Genomic DNA, 17,425 nt, shown 5'->3' with positions numbered 1-17,425 from the left:
CTCCCATTGTTATGACTTCCTGCAGGCAGATCGTGTTGTTATAACTAGGTATGCGAAAAAATACCCTCAATATCTCTTACTAGAGCGATCAAGGGAATTCGAGTCTTTATCATCGTGTTTAAGCCTTCGCCAGTATGGAATTGGTCAATCTGAAGATGTCCTGCAAGAGCTTATGTTTACACATTTTATGCTCGGAAGGAAAATGCGGGAATCCCCCTCGTTTTAGTTTCGATTTGAAATAAAGAACCGGCTAATGGATGCTTAGCCCTCTCAGACTCGTTTAATTCGACGCTGGCTGTCGTGATATAAAGGGTATCCAGGTTTGTACCGCCAAATGCGCAGGAAGTAACGTGAGTCACCGGCACATGAACAGTATCCAACCGATCGCCGCTATGCGGGTTCCACCGTGAAACGATACCGCCACCCCAATGGGCAACCCAAATCATCCCCTCTTCGTCGATGGTCATTCCATCAGGCACGCCCTCCGCCTTGGGAATTGTAACCGCCGTTCGATGTCCACTGATGTTCGCTGAAGCCTCGTCGTAATCAAAGCTCCATACTTCTCGTGTTGGTGAGTCAATGTAATACATGTTCTTCTTATCAGGACTCCATGTTATGCCATTGGAGCAGGTAATGCCTGTGAGAACCTGAGTCACGGACATGTCCGTATCGAGCCTGTATAAAGCTCCCCCAGGGCCGGAATCATTCGTCATCGTTCCAGCCCAGAATCTGCCGCCCGGATCGCACTTACCATCATTAAAACGGTTCGCTCCTAAATGGCTTTCCGGGTTAAAAAGAGGAGTAAGCAGCTCCAATTTCGTATCCAATGCAAAGAAACCGTCTTTCATGGCCAGTAAAAGGCCGCCAGATGCTCTCGGTACGACAGCCCCAACCGGCTGACCCACATCAATCTCCCGATTCATACCGGTAACTGGATTGAAAATAAAGACCTTGTGACCTAGAATGTCAATCCAGTAAAGCAAGCTCGCCACTGCATCCCAGACAGCTCCCTCCCCAAGGAGGGTCGAACGTTTTAGAGCTACCTGCAGACCGTCGGTACGTTTCTCCATCCAGCATTTCCCCTCCCGATTATCCTTGGTACATTTATAAAAGCAGCTGAACCTCATTAAAGCTCAGCTAAAGTGCTATCCACCGCACGAACGGTTTCTTGTATCTCCCGTTCACCGTGAACCGCCGATACGTACCATAGACCATTTGGTCGATTAAGCACGCCGCGATCGAGCATTTTTTCGGCGAAACGACTGTACATGGCTCCATCTCGCTTGTTAAAAGTATCAAAGTGCTCCACTTGAGTTTCTGTCGTGAACATCATATGGAACACTGGACCCACATGATTGATTAGTCCGGGAATACTATGCTTGGCGAGAGCGTCTCGGATCCCGGCGACTAGTTGATCGGTCGTTTGCTCCATTTGGCGGTATGCGGCACCGCCGTCTTTTGCAAGCTCCTCTATCGTAGCCATTGCCGCTGTTACTGCCAATCCATTGCCGTTCAGCGTTCCAAGATGACTGACCGTCCCATCCTCGATCTGCTTCATTATCTCTCTGCGTCCACCAACCGCACTAATGGCAATGCCACCCCCCATCGCTTTCCCTACCGTGACGAGATCCGGATTAAGATTTAATTTCCCATGCGCGCCTCCTAGCCCAAGACGAAAACCTGTAATCACTTCATCTAGAATCATCACGATGCTAAGCTCCGAGGTCAGCTCCCGTATAAGTTCCAAATATCCGGGTCTCGGTTTGATACAACCGGAGTTGCACATTATCGGTTCGGAGATGACGGCAGCAATCTGGTCTTTATGTTCCCGTAAGATTTGCTCCAGCATTTCGGATTCATTCCAAGGCAACAGGATGATGTCCTCCAAGCTGTTGTCGCTTTGCCCGCCTGTGCCAGGGAGAATTCGTTCGGCCTTCGCACCGGTAGCCCCGGCTGATTGGCGTATGTCGGCGCTTGGAAACGAAGTAAAAATGGAGTCCGACCAGCCGTGATAGTGTCCGTGAAAACGAACGATCTTCGGCCGCCTGGTATAAGCGCGAGCAAGCCTGATCGCCAGCATGACTGCCTCCGTGCCGGAACCGCTCAGTGCAACTTGGTCGGCGCAAGGGAGCACCTCTGTCAGGAGGCGGGCCAATTGGATCTCCCCCTCGTGTTGAAGGCCAAAGGCTGGGCTCTTCTTCAATGCTACAAGCACCCCGTCGGTAAGTGAGGGATGGGCATGACCAAGGATTAATGGTCCGTATGCCAGCAAGCAATCAATATATTCGTTGCCGTCAATATCCCTAATACGCGGTCCTTCGCCTGACTCGGCGAACAACGGCGTCGGTTTCATTGCAGAACGCAGAGAACTAGCGACGCCTCTGGCAAGAACCTGCTGCGATTCAGCATATTTCCGTTTTGATTTCTCAAATTTCGTTTGCTTAAAACCCGCCATCATCATCTCTACTTCTATTGACGCTTGCGTTAATGCATGATCCAACCGCCGTCGACATTAAGCGTTTGGCCTGAAATGAAATCGCTGTCTTTGGAAGCGAGGAAGAGGAACGCTCCCTCTACATCGGCGGCCATCTCCCTGCGGGAGAAGCATTGTGCCTTGGCCAGAAATTTCCCGCTCTCCCGAATCGTTTCTTCGCTGACCTTCTCGTATTCCGTCTCGGTCAGAACGGCGCCTGGGGTGATGCAGTTGACGGTGATGCTATGCCCCCCCACTTCACGCGCCAAAGCGCGGGTAAACCCGATAATCGCCCCCTTCGAGGTGACATAGTGCAGAAATTGCTTTTGACCTGTGAAAAAGGTAACGGATGACACATTGATGATCTTACCGTACTGCTGCTGCCGCATATATGGAAAGACGGCCTTTGCACACAGAAACTGCGAGCGGACGTTTACCCCCATAATATAGTCCCAATCCTCGGCAGTAATTTCATACCATGTTTTTCGCGGATCCATGGCAGCATTGTTCACAAGAATATCCACGGTCCCGTAGCACTTGACCGTTTCCTTCACCATGGCTTCAACCTGTTCCTCCTTCGAGACATCCGCCCCGAAGGCGAAGGCTTCTCCGCCGAAAGCACGGATGTCTTCCACCACACGTTCTGCGAGCTCGGGATGGGATCGATAATTTACAACGACATTGGCCCCTTCTCTCGCGTAGCGCTTTGCAACCGCTGCACCGATGGAACGCGATGAGCCGGTAATAATGGCTGTTCTCCCCTGCAATTTCATATGTCCACTCCCCCTGTAGAACATGACCCGCCCTGTAAGGCCGGCCGAGCTAGCTTAGTGTATTGCCCCAAAATCCCATTGTGACGGATCACCGGCGGCGACCACTTGGCAAATCGTTCTATAAGCTCCCGTTTTACTTCTTCATCTGTGCATTCTTGGCCTCGGATCCCTACAATGTCGATCCGTCGATTCGGAATTTCGATGCGAACCAGATCTCCGTTTTCAACTACCGCTATCGGTCCGCCGTCGAGCGCCTCCGGACCGAGATAGCCTACGCATGGCCCGCGGGTAGCCCCGGAAAAACGACCGTCTGTAACGAGGGACGTCGTATGGGACAGCACTGGGTCGGAAGCGATAAGCTCCGACATGAAGAACATTTCAGGCATCCCGACCGCTTTAGGGCCCTGATAACGGATGATCACCACATCGCCTGGTTGAATATGCTTTTGTGTCAAGGCGTCAACAGCTTCACGTTCGCTGTCGAACACCCGCGCTGGCCCCTGATGAACCTGCATCGAATCGGCTACGGCGAACTTTTTCACGGTTGCGCCTTCGGGAGCCAGACTGCCCCGCAGAACCGCAAGAGAGCCCTCTGCCTTCAGCGGCTTGCGGATGGAATAAATCAAATCCCGCCGGTTCAGCTTATAGTTGGCTAGAAACATCTCTGCGAAAGTCCTCATCTCGTTGTTCCGATACTGCTCGAGATTTTCTCCGAGCGTTTGCCCCGTGACGGTCATGACATCCAAATGAAGATAATCGCGCAGCTCCTCCATGACCGCCGGGACTCCGCCGGCATACCAGAACAGTTCTGTCGGATAATGTCCGGCAGTCTTCGTATCGACCAGAACCGGAATGCTGCGATGAATTTCATCAAACCTGGCCGCGTTCAGCTCAATTCCCGCTTCCTGGGCGATAGCTATCAGGTGCATCACCGCATTCAAAGAGCCGCCTATCGCCGAATGCACCATGATCGCATTCTCAAACGCCTTAAGTGTCAAAATATCGGATGGTCTGAGGTTCAGCTTCATCAGCCGCATAATTTGCTGCCCAGCGGCCCGCGAGGCCCTCCGAATCTCGGCATTGACGGCAGGAATGAGCGCCGTCCATGGGAGAGCGAGCCCCAGTGCCTCGGCTATAACTTGCATCGTCGCTGCGGTGCCCATGTATTGGCAGGCGCCGCAGGTCGGACAGCAGGCTCGTTGGAAAGCAAGAAACTCCTCTTTCGTCATCTTGTTCTTTTCTACTTCCACACTCATATGCCACAACTCTTCGTTACTCCGCAAGCATGGACCTGCACTCATCGCACCACCCGGCACATGAATGGCCGGAATATTGAGCCGTGCGATGGCCATGAGGTGCGCTGGAACGGCTTTATCCCCAGCCGAGGTCAATACCATGGCATCGAACGGAGTTGCAAGCGCATGAATCTCCACCATGGAAGCGATCATATCGCGCGACGGCAGCGAATAGTGCATCCCATGATGAGCTTGAGCCACACCGTCGCAAATGTCTGTCGTGGTGTAGATCGCTGGCTTACCGCCGTTCTGGAATACGCCTTTCTCGATCTCTGTTACTAGCTCTCCAAGGTGGTAGGAGCTTGGGTGGCTTGCTCCATTCGTGCTTTCCACCAGCACCTGCACCTTATCCAGATCCTCTACTGTCCAGTCCATCGACATGCGCAACGCGTCGCCCTCAAAGCTGATTTTGCGGGTCTTTTGGCTATTAAGCTCAGCATCCATATTCGACTCATACTCTTTTATCCGCGCAGGCTCGCTTGCTGCACCGCATTCTACTCGGTCATGACCGTTCATTGTCTTCGTCCTCTCTCTTCTGGCAAGCCGTCCCGTATAACGGATGATCCTTCCAATCGTCATCAAACGGATAGAAGGGCCGTGCGATTTTTCGGAACGATAGGGCCTTGATGTTAGCCGTGCTGTATCCAGGGGTATCGAGAATATAAATATGACGCGTCATCTTCCCGTAATCGACCCGGAATTGGTTCGCAGATTTAACCATCACCAAATCCGCCTCACACGGCTCGAGCCCCATGCTTCGATACATGCTCGGATCTCCGGAGAAGGTCGCGCGTTCCGTAATTAGCACGGATATACGCCCGATGTCGAATACGACGCAGCGTCCCATGAACGCTTCCGTATTCTTGGCATAGCCGCCCTTCAAGAAAAATCGCCCGTCGCCGATTCTTCGTACGATGCCTTTCGCCTCGATTGGTCTGATGCGCCGATTCGAATCCATACTGGATACAGCTCCGCCAAGCGACAGTGTAACCTCTTGCCCAACACCGGAGGTAATGGCCTTCATAACGGCGGGGGTATCTACCATCGTGATCAGGCAGCTATACGATTCGTATATTCCGCTAGCGAGAAGTCCTTGCAGCACGGCATTGCTGTCCCCTAGAGAACCGGCGCTAGGGCTGTCCGCCGAATCCGAGACGACCATCGGGCCCTCCCCAGGCTGTAGTTGCCACAGCTTTTCCACGACCTCCTGCACACTACACAACCGAATATCGAATTCCTTCCTCATCTCCCAGAAGAGTGATGCTAGACGCTCCGCCTCCTCGATAGCGGCTTCTTTGCGACGTGCATCACCGACTATCACCACGGTGCTGCCCATTTCTTCGATATCAAGCCAGGGCTGCACAGGAAATAACGATGTTACTAGGGAGTCCCCCCGCTCTTCGCCTGCCTCTGCTTCCGCCCACATCTCGGCAAACGGGCCGGAGGTCGTTTGGCTGTTTTCCGCAGGGACAATAAGAGGCAGCTTCCGCATAATTACGATAGGTCCGATCTCGCCGCGAACAGTGGCAAACAGCAGCTTAGCCGCCCGGCGCCCCGTCTCAGCGAAGTCCGTATGCGGATAAGTACGGAACCCGACAAGTCCATCCACCTGACGCACCATGTTTCGTGTGACATTCGCATGTAAATCCAAGGAGACGACCAAGGGAATATCCGGTCCGATACACTGTCGGATTACCGCAATCAGTTCGCCCTCCGTATCATCGCAATCCTCAGCAACCATGGCCCCATGCAAGGCGAAATACACTCCGTCGCAGCTTCCTGCATCCCGAAACGCAGTCTGTAGCAGCTCACGAAGCGAGGTTTTCAGCTCTGCAAACGCTTGAGCCGTCAGCATTCCGGAGGATACTGCATTTGCGGATAGAACAGGAATGGCCTCAATGCCCTCGTCTACTGCCTCACGCATAAATCCCCACAGTTCATTTTCCGTCCGGAGATCCCGGATCGCTTCGCCGATCACCCAGTGGTGCCGATAAAAGTCCTCCATGCTGCTTCGTGCAGGAGTGAATGTGTTGCTTTCCTGAATCAGGCTCCCGATCAACACCTTCTTGGCTTTGCCACGACACACGCACTACACCTCCAAAGTTGACCATTCGAGCAAAGTCACACTGTAAGAAGGGAGAAACCATACGAGCAGGCTATCCGACACGATGCGCTCTTCACGCAAATCGAGCCGATGATCGTCATCTATCGTGTAGACGCGAACCGTGATTGGCCCCTTCATCCCCTCAAATCCAATTGTATGAAGCCTGGCATTGCCACCGTAGCTTGTAATCAATGCCGCGCCGCCGCCCGCTCCGTTCAACCCAGCCAAGCAAGACACATTAGTCGCTTTGTTATCGACGAGCGTCTGCACACGCTCAGCATACTTTGTCATCCGCTGGAATGCCTTAAAGGTATAGTAGGTCTTCTGTGGTACCCCGTGGTAATCAAACAGGCCGCAAAATAAGGCTGTAGGTTGACCGTCGTAGTAATTGGCGGCATCCACCGGACAATCCTGAAGCAGTGTCAACACGGTGGAGGTAAAGGCTGCGCCGTGCGCATTCTTTTGCCTGTCAAAGTTACTTTTGCGTACATATTCATTTCCGCGATGCCAGATTTTCGTAAAATCCGTCTCCAGGTAATTCCACTCATTCAAGTGGCTTTCAGTCTCACGATAACCATGCCGATCGAGCTCGGCACGCACATGATGGGCATGCTCCACGATTTTTTGAGGATTGCCGGTATACGTATGCCAAGTGAAGAAATCAAGCGGTAAACTACGCTCCTGACAGTAAGCCAGGAAATCGGTCAGGAACGGTAATGTAGGCCGCGCTGCCGCGTAGCCTCCTACCTTCAAAGAGGGGTCAAACGTTTTAATCGCTTTTACAGTAGCCTCGTACAGCTCATACAGCTGAAGCGGAGTTCCGGACCACATGCGATCGTCCAAATCCGGCTCGTTCCAAACCTCCCAGTACCGGATATCGTAGTGAAAACCGTCGGCCCAGCCTTCGTTATAATGGCGGATGATATTGACGCAAACCTGGGTCCATGTCTGATAATCGGACGGCGGATGAACATAGTACTTTTGCCTGGTGTGCTCGATGCTTTCGCCAAGCCGGTAAACCATTTTTGCCCCTGTCTCAAGAATCGTACGCAAATATTCGTCCGTGCGCGTGAAGTCGTAGTTTTGCGGGTCCTGCGGGTTTTTGCTGAAATCCGGGAAAATGGTGTGAATATCCACCTCCCAGGCATGAGGCCAGTTGGGATCATGGATGCGGACCAGAGGAATTTCCGCGTCTATGTAATAATGTGTTACATCGATGAGCGAGCCATAGCAAACCGGTCCATTGTTGACCCCATGAATAGCCTTGATTTCTCCAGCCGATTGATTCAATGCAATGTGGATATCGGACATAGCTTAGACCTCCTGCTTTTTTTTAAGACTTGAATCCATAACGTACCTTCAGTCAGATATTTCGGCGAAGAGCAAATCCCGCTCTATAATAACGTTATGAGAACATTACAGCTGCCTTACGGCATGATGATCCCTGTATTCCTGCGGGGTCATGCCAAACTCCTTCTTAAACACCTTGATAAAATACGGCGTATTCAAATAGCCGACTGACGCTGTAATTTCATAGATTTTTGCATCGCTGTGCTTGAGGAGGTGGACAGCTCTCTCCATTCTTACAAAATGCAAATAATGGTTGAGCCCTTCACCAGTCTCTAGTTTAAACACCTTCGATAAGTAACTGGGATGCAGGTTTACCCGGTCAGCAAGGATATGCAAGGACACGTCCTCCGATAAATGCTCATGAATAAAGTCCTTAACCTGACTGATCACCAATGCACGCGAGTGGCGAATGTCCTCTGTATTGTCGCTGGACAACTTCTTGCATAGACCCAAAGCCCATTCCCTCATCCGTTGGACGGACAGTAACGCATGCATGTCTGGGATGCCTTCCGTTTCTCCGATGCGTTCAAGCAGTTGAGCGAGCGTTTCTCCATTCATATGGGCGAAGCGGTAGATTGCCGAAATGAGGGTATGATACCATTCGGCCAGCAACTCCGGCGAATCGTCCCAGGCTTGATCCAATTCGTTCGACACGGCGTCCAGCTTGCGGGCCGCTTCTTCCCACATCCCAGCCTCAAATAAGTGATTGAGGGAGGGTGCCTCATGAAGCGTTTTCAATACCGAAACCTTCCGCTTCTCTTCGGGGTCGTTGACCGTCATCAGCAACCCGACGTCCTTCCCGATTCGGCGCCGCATCGTTTTCAAAACGGTTTGATAGCCGGTTGCCATATCCTCTGGGAAGTTTACCGGATTGCCGATCACAATGGAAATGTCCCCATGCAAGTAGCGCTTGACATTATGCTGCAGCTGGCTGCACAAGCGCGGAAGCAGGTACAGTACTTCCTCTGTTTCCGGAGCAGCTGCCTTGGCCTTAAGAGCGAGCACCAAATAGTCATGGCTATCCCGGCAAGACCAGATCTCGAAATATGGTCCTAGTGACTCCTCGGCTATATTGCAGATCGAGAATTCCATCAGCAAACGATCTCTCCGGTTATACCGGGTGAACCGCCCTTCCTGCCGGATTAATATTAGCAACACTTCATCCCCTTCGAAAAATGGGATGCCCATCATGGCCAGACTATCCTCCGCCTCAAATCGGCTCTCTTCCAGCATATTAGCCAGTACTTCCGACTTTAAAGCTGGCTGGTGCTCCTTCAAAAAATGCGCAGCTCGCTTATAGAAGGCAGCCTCTTCCCCTTCTACCGTCAGCTCACGGGTTATGCGTCGGATCGACTCTATCAATTTGTCGTCACTGACCGGCTTAAGCAAATAGTCCACCGCACCGAGCTGAAGTGCTCGTTTCGCATATTCGAACTCAGCGTAGCCCGTTAATAGAATAATTTGGGTGTCCTTTGAAAACTTGAAAATTTGCTCCATAAGTTGAATGCCGTCCATTCCGGGCATGCGAATATCTGTGATGACGATATCCACGACTTGCTTCTTGATGAGCTCGAGCGCCTCGCGCCCCGAATACGCACACAGGACATCTTCGATGCCGAGCTCTGCCCACGGGAGCGTATAGGCAATCGCATCGACCACCGATGGCTCATCATCTACGATCATTAGCTGATACATGCGAATCCCCCCCTCCCGTACGCAGCACGATCATCACCCTCAAGCCGCCATCTGGCCCGTTTGCAAAGAATAACTCCGAACCATCACGGTACATAAGCTTTACCCGCTGATTCACATTCCATAGTCCAAAGCCGATGCCGTTCTCGTCCTCATTTTCAGAACGGTTTACGGCTCGTTTCATATAGGTAAGCCCATCTTGATCCATCCCTACACCGTCGTCGGTCACGATCAAACGGTATTCCCCATCGTCCGACTCTCCCGTAATGCTCACCTTTCCCTTGCCATCCTTAGGCTCAATACCGTGTAGGATGGCATTCTCGACCAACGGTTGCAGCATAAGGCGCGGAACTACAAGACTTTTCATCTCTTCAGGAACGGCCACTTCGTAAGCGATTCTTCGCATTCGCAGGTTTTGAATTTCCAGATAATTTACGATCAGAGACAGCTCTTCCTCCAAAGTGGATGACTGGTTACCAAGCCTAGTCGTATACCGGAAGTATTCTCCTAAGTTTAAAGCCATCGCAACGACCGACTCCTCGTCCCCCATCCGCGCCATGTTTTTAATATAAAACAGGCAATTATAAAGGAAATGTGGGTTAATTTGCGATTGCAGCTGCTTGAGCACCGCTTCCCGGGACCGCAGCTGCTCGGCGACCACTTTCTCCAGCAGATCCTGGATTTGTTCCGCCATCTCGTTAAATCGTACGATTAAAAAGCTGAACTCTGTCCCGCCGTTAAGCTTGACCCGTGAAGAGTAATCCCCGCGTTTAATTCGCTGTACGTGTAGAACGAGCGCACGAATTGGAACCTGCACATTGCGGTACAGCATGTATGAGGCAAACAAACTAAGCAAGAGCAGAAGAAGCGTTGAACCATAGAATAAATTACGCGTCTTGATCACAGGCGTCAAAATATCTTCGAGAGGTACGGTGTCCACCAAATACCAGCCCAGGTTGTTCAGCTTCATGTAACTGGCGAGTGATGTTCTGCCGTTCATCTCCACTGTGAAATGAATGTTTGAGCTCACCATCTTCTGGCCATCAAGATACCTTATCAAATCGGCCGAGCTGGCCGGGTTCAGCGTTCGGTTAGAAATGACTCCGTGCTCAGGATGATATAAGAACGGGTCCCCCTGTCCGTCCGCCTTGTACTGATCCAGCAGATCCTGTAGATAGGAAGGCGAAAACGATGTTTTGACAATAAGCTTTGCTTCCGAAGGCTCTTCAAAGGCTGTAATCGGATGTACTGCATACCAAACAAACTCGGGCTTCACGACTTTCCCGTTATCCAATGTTGCATAATTCCAGCCCTTCGCAATTTGACGGAGTAGGAGATTCTCTTTCAAATCAACGGATGTGCTAGAGGTCGAGATAATATCCTTCGTGAGCCGGGAGTAGACGGTAATGTCCGTCATCCACCCGCTGATCCCGGATTGAAGCGTAATATTATCCAGAATCATCTGGAGAAGCCTCTCTCGTTCGTAATAGGAGCCTGATCGATGCTGATATTCCAATTCACGTATAGCTGCGTCATTCGACATCGCTATGGAATTCATTGAGATTTGATCAATTTTCGCCTCCATTTGCTGATAAAGAAACCGAAGCTTATTCAGATTGTTCGTTTTCATTTCATCTTCCAAGACACGAACCGCCGTCTGGTTGGACAAAGCAAATAAGAGCATAACGGGCACCAACAAGCCTATAATCATCACAACGATCTTTGTGAATATAGTTACCTTCTTATCCAAATCTGCTCACCTTTCCCCTCATGAAGAGACTGATGGTTATTGCCTTCTCGATGGGGGACCAAAATCCTTCTTGAGCAAAAGGGAACTTCTCAGTAGTAATGAAAAATCCTTTTTGAAGCGGACTATTTTGGGGAGACACTCTTATACCATTCATTTACTTCCTTGGTAATCGCATCGCCACCTTGTGATTTCCAGGTTTGGATGAACTTATCGTAAGCTTCGATCGGTTCGTCACCGAATACGATTTTACTGAATGTTTCCATTTCGAGCTTGGTCAAGTAGTCGCCTTTGTCCGTCATGGTTGCTGTTGCCCCGCCTGTATACGCGTTCATCAGACGATTGGCTCGCTGATTCCAGACATTGCTTGAGGACTGAATCTCGATCGCTGGGGCAAGCTGCGACCAATAGCGCTCATACGGCGTTTGCGGCTGTCCGTTCTTCGCCAGGTTGACCAGTGCTGTAATGTTCTGAGACGGAATACGAGGACCCTGCGTCATCAGTAGGCTGTAGAAGAAGACGCGCACACCGCCGCCAGGAATCTTTTGCAGATCCGTTGTCACCTTGCCGTCAACCATATCCCAGTCATAGCCCTTCGCCCAACCATTCTCAAACTCACTTCCGGCCTTTGGATCGGCGATGTTATCGAACAGGAAGTTTCCATAGGTAAAGAAAGCTTCCGGGTTCTTCATCTCTTTATTGATAAAAATGGCACCTACATACGGCTGTGTGGCAAAATGAAGTCCTTTACCGTTTGGACCTGCCGGCAGCTGGAATGTATTAAGCTTCGCTTGCGGGTTATTTTTGGTCAAGTCGCCCATCGGCCATGCTTCAGACCAATACGGACCGGTGAATGTGCCTGCCCGGCCTGCGGATACGAAGGAACCCGCCTTCGCTTCATCCCATACCGGCGCTTCTTTTGGAATGTAGCCTTTAGCTACCCAGCTCTTAAGCTTCGCGAGCCCTTCTTTGACACCCGGCTGTACGGAACCGTACGCCAACGTACCATCCGCTTGCTTCATCCAGATCCCCGGTATGGCTCCGTATGCACCGAACAGCCAGCTGACTCCGAATTGATTGGCATATGCCTTCTTGAAGCCCACGGATAGACCAACTGTGTTCTTTTGACCGTCCCCGTCCGGATCCTGATTCGTAAAAGCATCCAGAACCTTCTCATAATCATCGATGGTTTTCGGCTCAGTTAGGTTCAGCTTCTTCATCCAGTCGTCGCGAACCCAAAGCACAGGGTCATTATTGAAATCGTAATCAAGCCCTGGAATACCGTACCGCTTGCCGTCTTTGGTGAATTCATACCAGGCGGATGGATTCTCAGCCATCGCTTTCTTCCACGTCTCAACAGCATACTTATCAAATAAGGCTCCTGCGTCTTGGAAGCGGCCGGATTCGATCAGGAGCCGCGCCATTTCCCCGCTTGCATGCACGATATCGGGCATCGGCTCGTTAGCGGAAAGCGCTAGCTTCAGCTTCGTATCATAGGCATTGTTCGTGTTTACGACAGACCACAAGCTTTTGATCTCAATGCCCAGCTTCTCCTTTGCCCAACGAGTATGTACGTTATGGTCGATTGTTTCCCCGTTCTTGAATGTAGCCGGGCCGGGAACCCCTCTTACTGTTGTAATCGTTACAGGCGGATCAAATTTTCCGTTGACCTGTTGAAGTGGAACTTTGTCCGGCGCTGCTGTTCCTGTTGTTGTGCCGCCAGTGCTCGACGTACAGCCGATCGAGGACCCTGCCAGGGCAATAGTGAGCACGGTTAGTGCCATTCTTCGTTTGGTTAGATGCAACGTACGTTCCCCCTTAACCTATTGTATTGGGCTTACATTCAAATCATAAAGGAATATGTTGGCGGGTAAAATAACACTTTGTTAACTCAATATGTTTTTTTATTAACATCCCGTTTCCGCATTCATTTCGCCTTAACAAAACAATATCAGGTGTTAAGAAAATGGTATATAGCCGTCTGTGTGCCTATGCTACACTGTTAACAAATCATATTAAGTCCTTAAGAGGTGAACCAATGAACACGTCTACGCACCCGGAGGATTTACTCCAAACGGGCACTCGAACGTCGCTACTCCGCCGATTTCGCAAAACCTGGCCCTTTCATCTGATGCTCCTTCCTGCTGTAATCCTTGCCTTGTTGTTTCATTATTTGCCTATGTTCGGTGTAGTGATTGCCTTTCAGGAATTTAAGCCATACCTTGGGATTACCGGCTCCGAATGGGTAGGGTTCAAGCATTTTAAAGCGTTATTCGAACGAACGGACAGCCTGCAGGTAATCTGGAACACACTGCTCATCGCTTCGCTTAAGATTGGGTTCATGATACTTGTTCCTGTGGCGTTTGCTCTCCTACTCAACGAGATTCGCAAGATGGTATTCAAGCGAATCGTACAGACACTAGTGTACCTTCCCCATTTCTTATCATGGGTGATCTTGAGCGCGATCCTGGTCGATTTGTTATCTCCCGAAGGAGGACTTGTCAATAGAGTGCTCCAAGATTGGTTCGGTTTGCCTCCCGTTTTCTTCCTGGGGGATGGAGAATGGTTCAGGTTTACAGTCGTGACAAGCGAGGTGTGGAAGGAATTTGGCTTTAGCACCATTATTTATCTTGCCTCCCTATCGGGGATTAATCCTGATCTCTATGAGGCCGCAGAAGTTGATGGCGCATCCCGCTGGAAGCAAACCGTTCATATTACGCTTCCAGGACTGGTTCCAATCATGACCGTCTGTGCTACATTATCTTTAAGCAGCATCCTCAGTGCCGGCTTCGATCAAATTTATAACTTATACAATCCACTCGTGTACGATAAAGGGGATATCATCGATACTTATGTGTATCGGGTCGGTATACTTAACCAGAAGTTAAGCTTTGCTACGGCAATGGGGCTATTCAAATCCATCGTGAGCTGTATTTTGATTCTATCGGTATATCGACTAGCACTTAAGATGGCTAATTACCGGATCTTCTAAGGGGGCTTTGACTTGTACCATAAAACGCTACCATACCGGATTTTCAACATTTGCAACTATGTGTTCTTGGCTATTATCGCCTTCATATGCATTCTTCCGCTCATTCATACGCTCGCGGTTTCTTTCAGCGGCCGCGGACCGGCGAATGCCAACCTGGTAGGCTTGATCCCGATCGACTTTACACTGGATGCGTATAAGAAGACACTGAATAACGAAAACTTTCTCCATTCGCTATGGGTATCCGTGCAACGGACGGTAATCGGCACGCTCATCACGATGATCGTTACTTTTTTGGCCGCCTACCCACTCTCGAAGGACTCGATGGTGATGAGGAGTCGCACTTGGTATTCTTGGTTTTTTGTAGTGACCCTGCTCTTTGGCGGAGGTTTAGTTCCTACCTATATCGTCATCCAGAAGCTTGGACTGATGAACTCCCTTTGGGCACTCATACTCCCAGGAGCCATCGATGTTTGGCTAATCGTGTTGCTGCTCAACTTCTTTCGCAGCATCCCGAAAGCGCTTGAAGAAGCAGCGTTAATCGATGGTGCGGGGCAATTTAAAATACTGACGCTTGTCTACATTCCGCTCTCACTACCTTCTATCGCTACACTCTCACTTTTCAAAATGGTCGGTCACTGGAACTCTTGGTTCGACGGGCTAATCTATTTAAATAACATTCAAGATTATCCGCTGGCTACCTTCCTTCAGACAATTTTGATTCAGCTCGATTCGACACAATTATCTTCGATTGGACGGGAAATGGAAAACATATCAAATAATACTGTGAAAGCTGCACAAATTTTCATTGGTGCCTTGCCGATTCTCGTCGTGTATCCGTTCCTGCAGAAATATTTCGTTAAAGGTATGGTTGTGGGGTCTATCAAAGAGTAAATGACGGAAGAGTTACAGAGTTGATAGGGGAATTTCGGTGTCTGGTGCTTGAAATAAGATCATCCTTCTCTTTTAGGCTTAGTGAGGGCTTTAATCAGTTGAAGATAGGGCAGCTTTTTCAAACTCATGCTTTTTTCACTCATTTCCGCATGCTTCACAAACGTCGGTACAAATCCGGCAAATCTCCTTCGCATAGGAATCGTTATTGGACTTCACTTGCGCAGCAAAGCACAAATGTCGACGCACTCCCGATCTATGCGGATACATTCTTTCATCATCGCTAGGCGATCTTCATTCAAGCAAACTTCGTGACAGTGATTGTATGCAAGCATACACTTTATGCACTCATCGATACAATGTTGAAATTGCTCATGTAGGGGTAATTGCAATATAAGAGCAAAAAAGCCTTGAAGCTCTTTTGTTCGAGAGTTTCATGGCTTAATATGGTTAATTCTATAAATTCATAGAATCGTATGACCGATTAGCCGTACCTTCGTCATAAATGAGTGTCTCCTGATTACATGTCGAAAAACGGACAATGTTTGTGTCGTCCGACAAATCACAAGCCAAGCAGCTATGTCGGTTTCTTAGCATTCATGGTTTTCTTCCCAAGGGCCGACGTCATCAGTTCCCCAAATTCTTAATTTCCCCATGTTCTCACCGCCATGTTCAAAGATATTCATTTTGATACTTGATTGATAAACCATCTACTAAACATAAAAGCACCGATAAAAACTAAAGTGAGTATGCATGCAAAAATCCCCCAATTGATCCTATAGAATTCATTCCATAAATTGTACCATACCTTGGTTGGGGGAAATATTTATAACTAATTTATCCTGCCCGTTTCAATCAAACAAGGGACAGCTGCCTTGCCGCGGCGATCTGTCCCTTGTTTGCACTATCGTCTCCCGCTAGAGCGGAACACCTTGTACAGCGCGACTATTTCTCCAACTCATAGCGGGTCGCGATAATGCCCGACTTGAGCGTTCGGCTGGACAGCAGCTTGAGCCTGATTTTCTCGACGCCGCCGTCGAATACCGATTTTCCGCTGCCCAGGACGACTGGACAAATCGTCAGTAGGAACTCGTCGATCAGGCCGAGCTCAAGCAGCGTCTTCGCAGCCCCCGGGCTACCGAAGATAACGAGATTTTTGCCAGGCTGCTCCTTGAGCGCCTTGATTTCCTCTGCGATTTTGTCCTTGATCAGCATTGTATTGTTCCATTCCGCCTTGTCCATCGTGCCCGAAATGACGATCTTCTTAACATCCTGCAGCCATTTAGCATGCTCCATACCGTGCCTCGACGCATTCGGATCATCCAGCACCGTGGGCCAGTAGCTCTCCATCATCTGATACGTCGTGCGTCCGTAAACGGGAGAGCCGACTTCGGCTACGACCTCCTCGGCGTATTTCTCTAATTCCTCGTTGTACGGAATCCAATCCAGTCCTCCGTTCGAATCTGACGCATACCCATCCAGCGACACATGCATGAACAATACGAGTTTTCTCATGTCCGTTTCTCCTCCGATTTCGAATTTATCTTGTTCGATTTTTTGGCCGTTGTCCTGTGTTTTGTCCTGCTGTTACGTTCACTATAAATCATTACGTTACGTAAGGTTCAAGGGGGAATCTGATTTTTTTTTTTGCAGACCACAATGTTGCGCGAAACTGCCCGTTCGTATTATGAAATCAGCCAGTTTTTACTGGTTGACCTTTGCATTTAAGAGGTTTAGTAAACGGTAGCCGGAGTCGAACGCAACTGCCCGTGGGACCGTGATCTCGTCAGCTAAACTGTTCACCCCCTACTTGTAGAAACATGTTTGAGGCTAGTTGAGACTATGATCTCGAATAACAAGCGAAGCTATGACACTGCAAGAAGGACTAGGGGCTACCGGCGAAAAAAATGATGGATGGTGATGCAGAAATGAATCCTGTAGTCGGACTGGATATTGCTAAAGGAGAAAGTCAGGGCCAGGCGTTCTTAGACAAAGGAACGCCCTACGGTAAGAGTTTTTCAATCATTCATACACATGAGGGATTACTGCTTTTCCATCAGCTTTTAAGGAATCTTGAAGCCTTCACTGGACAAAAACCAACGGTTATTCTA

13 protein-coding genes and 1 pseudogene are annotated in these 17,425 nt (G+C 49.8%); 3 read left to right on the top strand and 11 right to left on the bottom strand.

What is annotated here, in order from left to right; all coding sequences use genetic code 11:
- Positions 1-185: 185 nt before the first annotated feature.
- From BP97_RS0119865 to BP97_RS0119825, 9 genes are all read right to left on the bottom strand, one after another.
- Positions 186-1,070, bottom strand: a complete 885-nt coding sequence (locus tag BP97_RS0119865) for an SMP-30/gluconolactonase/LRE family protein (RefSeq protein ID WP_036746213.1) — start codon at positions 1,068-1,070, stop codon at positions 186-188.
- Positions 1,071-1,126: 56 nt separating this feature from the next.
- Positions 1,127-2,500 (bottom strand): aspartate aminotransferase family protein, encoded by a 1,374-nt coding sequence (locus tag BP97_RS36885; RefSeq protein WP_231506347.1) that lies wholly within the window; start codon positions 2,498-2,500, stop codon positions 1,127-1,129.
- Positions 2,485-3,246 carry an SDR family NAD(P)-dependent oxidoreductase gene (locus BP97_RS0119855; RefSeq protein ID WP_028550680.1) on the bottom strand — a complete coding sequence of 254 codons (762 nt, stop codon included), beginning with the start codon at positions 3,244-3,246 and terminating at the stop codon, positions 2,485-2,487. Before BP97_RS0119855 ends, BP97_RS36885 begins: the two co-directional genes overlap by 16 nt.
- The gene (gene ilvD / locus BP97_RS0119850) at positions 3,243-5,057 is read right to left on the bottom strand and encodes a dihydroxy-acid dehydratase (RefSeq protein ID WP_197035500.1); all 1,815 of its coding nucleotides are present in this window, start codon (positions 5,055-5,057) and stop codon (positions 3,243-3,245) included. The genes BP97_RS0119855 and ilvD overlap by 4 nt, the downstream gene beginning before the upstream one ends.
- A complete protein-coding gene (locus BP97_RS0119845) occupies positions 5,044-6,627 on the bottom strand; it encodes a M81 family metallopeptidase (RefSeq protein ID WP_028550678.1) in 1,584 nt (527 codons plus the stop codon). Before BP97_RS0119845 ends, ilvD begins: the two co-directional genes overlap by 14 nt.
- Positions 6,628-6,630: 3 nt before the next feature.
- Positions 6,631-7,956, bottom strand: a complete 1,326-nt coding sequence (locus BP97_RS0119840; protein WP_028550677.1) for a GH39 family glycosyl hydrolase — start codon at positions 7,954-7,956, stop codon at positions 6,631-6,633.
- 105 nt (positions 7,957-8,061) lie between these two features.
- Positions 8,062-9,690, bottom strand: a complete 1,629-nt coding sequence (locus BP97_RS0119835; protein ID WP_028550676.1) for a response regulator — start codon at positions 9,688-9,690, stop codon at positions 8,062-8,064.
- Positions 9,665-11,437 (bottom strand): sensor histidine kinase, encoded by a 1,773-nt coding sequence (locus BP97_RS0119830; RefSeq protein WP_036746212.1) that lies wholly within the window; start codon positions 11,435-11,437, stop codon positions 9,665-9,667. Before BP97_RS0119830 ends, BP97_RS0119835 begins: the two co-directional genes overlap by 26 nt.
- 122 nt (positions 11,438-11,559) lie before the next feature.
- Complete coding sequence (locus BP97_RS0119825) at positions 11,560-13,239, bottom strand: type 2 periplasmic-binding domain-containing protein (protein ID WP_028550674.1); 1,680 nt, start codon at positions 13,237-13,239, stop codon at positions 11,560-11,562.
- A gap of 233 nt (positions 13,240-13,472) precedes the next feature.
- On the opposite strand from BP97_RS0119825, the gene BP97_RS0119820 reads away from it, so the two are divergent.
- Together BP97_RS0119820 and BP97_RS0119815 are read left to right on the top strand one after the other, a co-directional pair.
- Positions 13,473-14,426 (top strand): ABC transporter permease, encoded by a 954-nt coding sequence (locus tag BP97_RS0119820; RefSeq protein ID WP_081824277.1) that lies wholly within the window; start codon positions 13,473-13,475, stop codon positions 14,424-14,426.
- A 12-nt stretch (positions 14,427-14,438) separates the two neighbouring features.
- Positions 14,439-15,317 (top strand): carbohydrate ABC transporter permease, encoded by an 879-nt coding sequence (locus BP97_RS0119815; RefSeq protein ID WP_028550672.1) that lies wholly within the window; start codon positions 14,439-14,441, stop codon positions 15,315-15,317.
- A 212-nt stretch (positions 15,318-15,529) separates the two neighbouring features.
- Here the strand turns inward: BP97_RS0119815 and BP97_RS41105 are convergent, their stop codons facing one another.
- Together BP97_RS41105 and BP97_RS0119810 are read right to left on the bottom strand one after the other, a co-directional pair.
- On the bottom strand, positions 15,530-15,592 hold the full coding sequence (locus BP97_RS41105; RefSeq protein WP_231506352.1) for a four-helix bundle copper-binding protein: 63 nt from the start codon (positions 15,590-15,592) through the stop codon (positions 15,530-15,532).
- A 667-nt stretch (positions 15,593-16,259) separates the two neighbouring features.
- Positions 16,260-16,829 carry a dihydrofolate reductase family protein gene (locus tag BP97_RS0119810; protein ID WP_028550671.1) on the bottom strand — a complete coding sequence of 190 codons (570 nt, stop codon included), beginning with the start codon at positions 16,827-16,829 and terminating at the stop codon, positions 16,260-16,262.
- A gap of 392 nt (positions 16,830-17,221) precedes the next feature.
- Between BP97_RS0119810 and BP97_RS36880 the strand changes: the two are divergent.
- A pseudogene (locus tag BP97_RS36880) lies at positions 17,222-17,425 on the top strand (hypothetical protein); the annotation flags it as partial.

Source organism: Paenibacillus sp. UNC451MF (assembly GCF_000686845.1).
Classification (GTDB): Bacteria; Bacillota; Bacilli; order Paenibacillales; family NBRC-103111; genus Paenibacillus_S.
The sequence above is the reverse complement of the archived record's forward strand: the minus strand, read 5'-3'. Positions and strand labels throughout refer to the sequence as shown.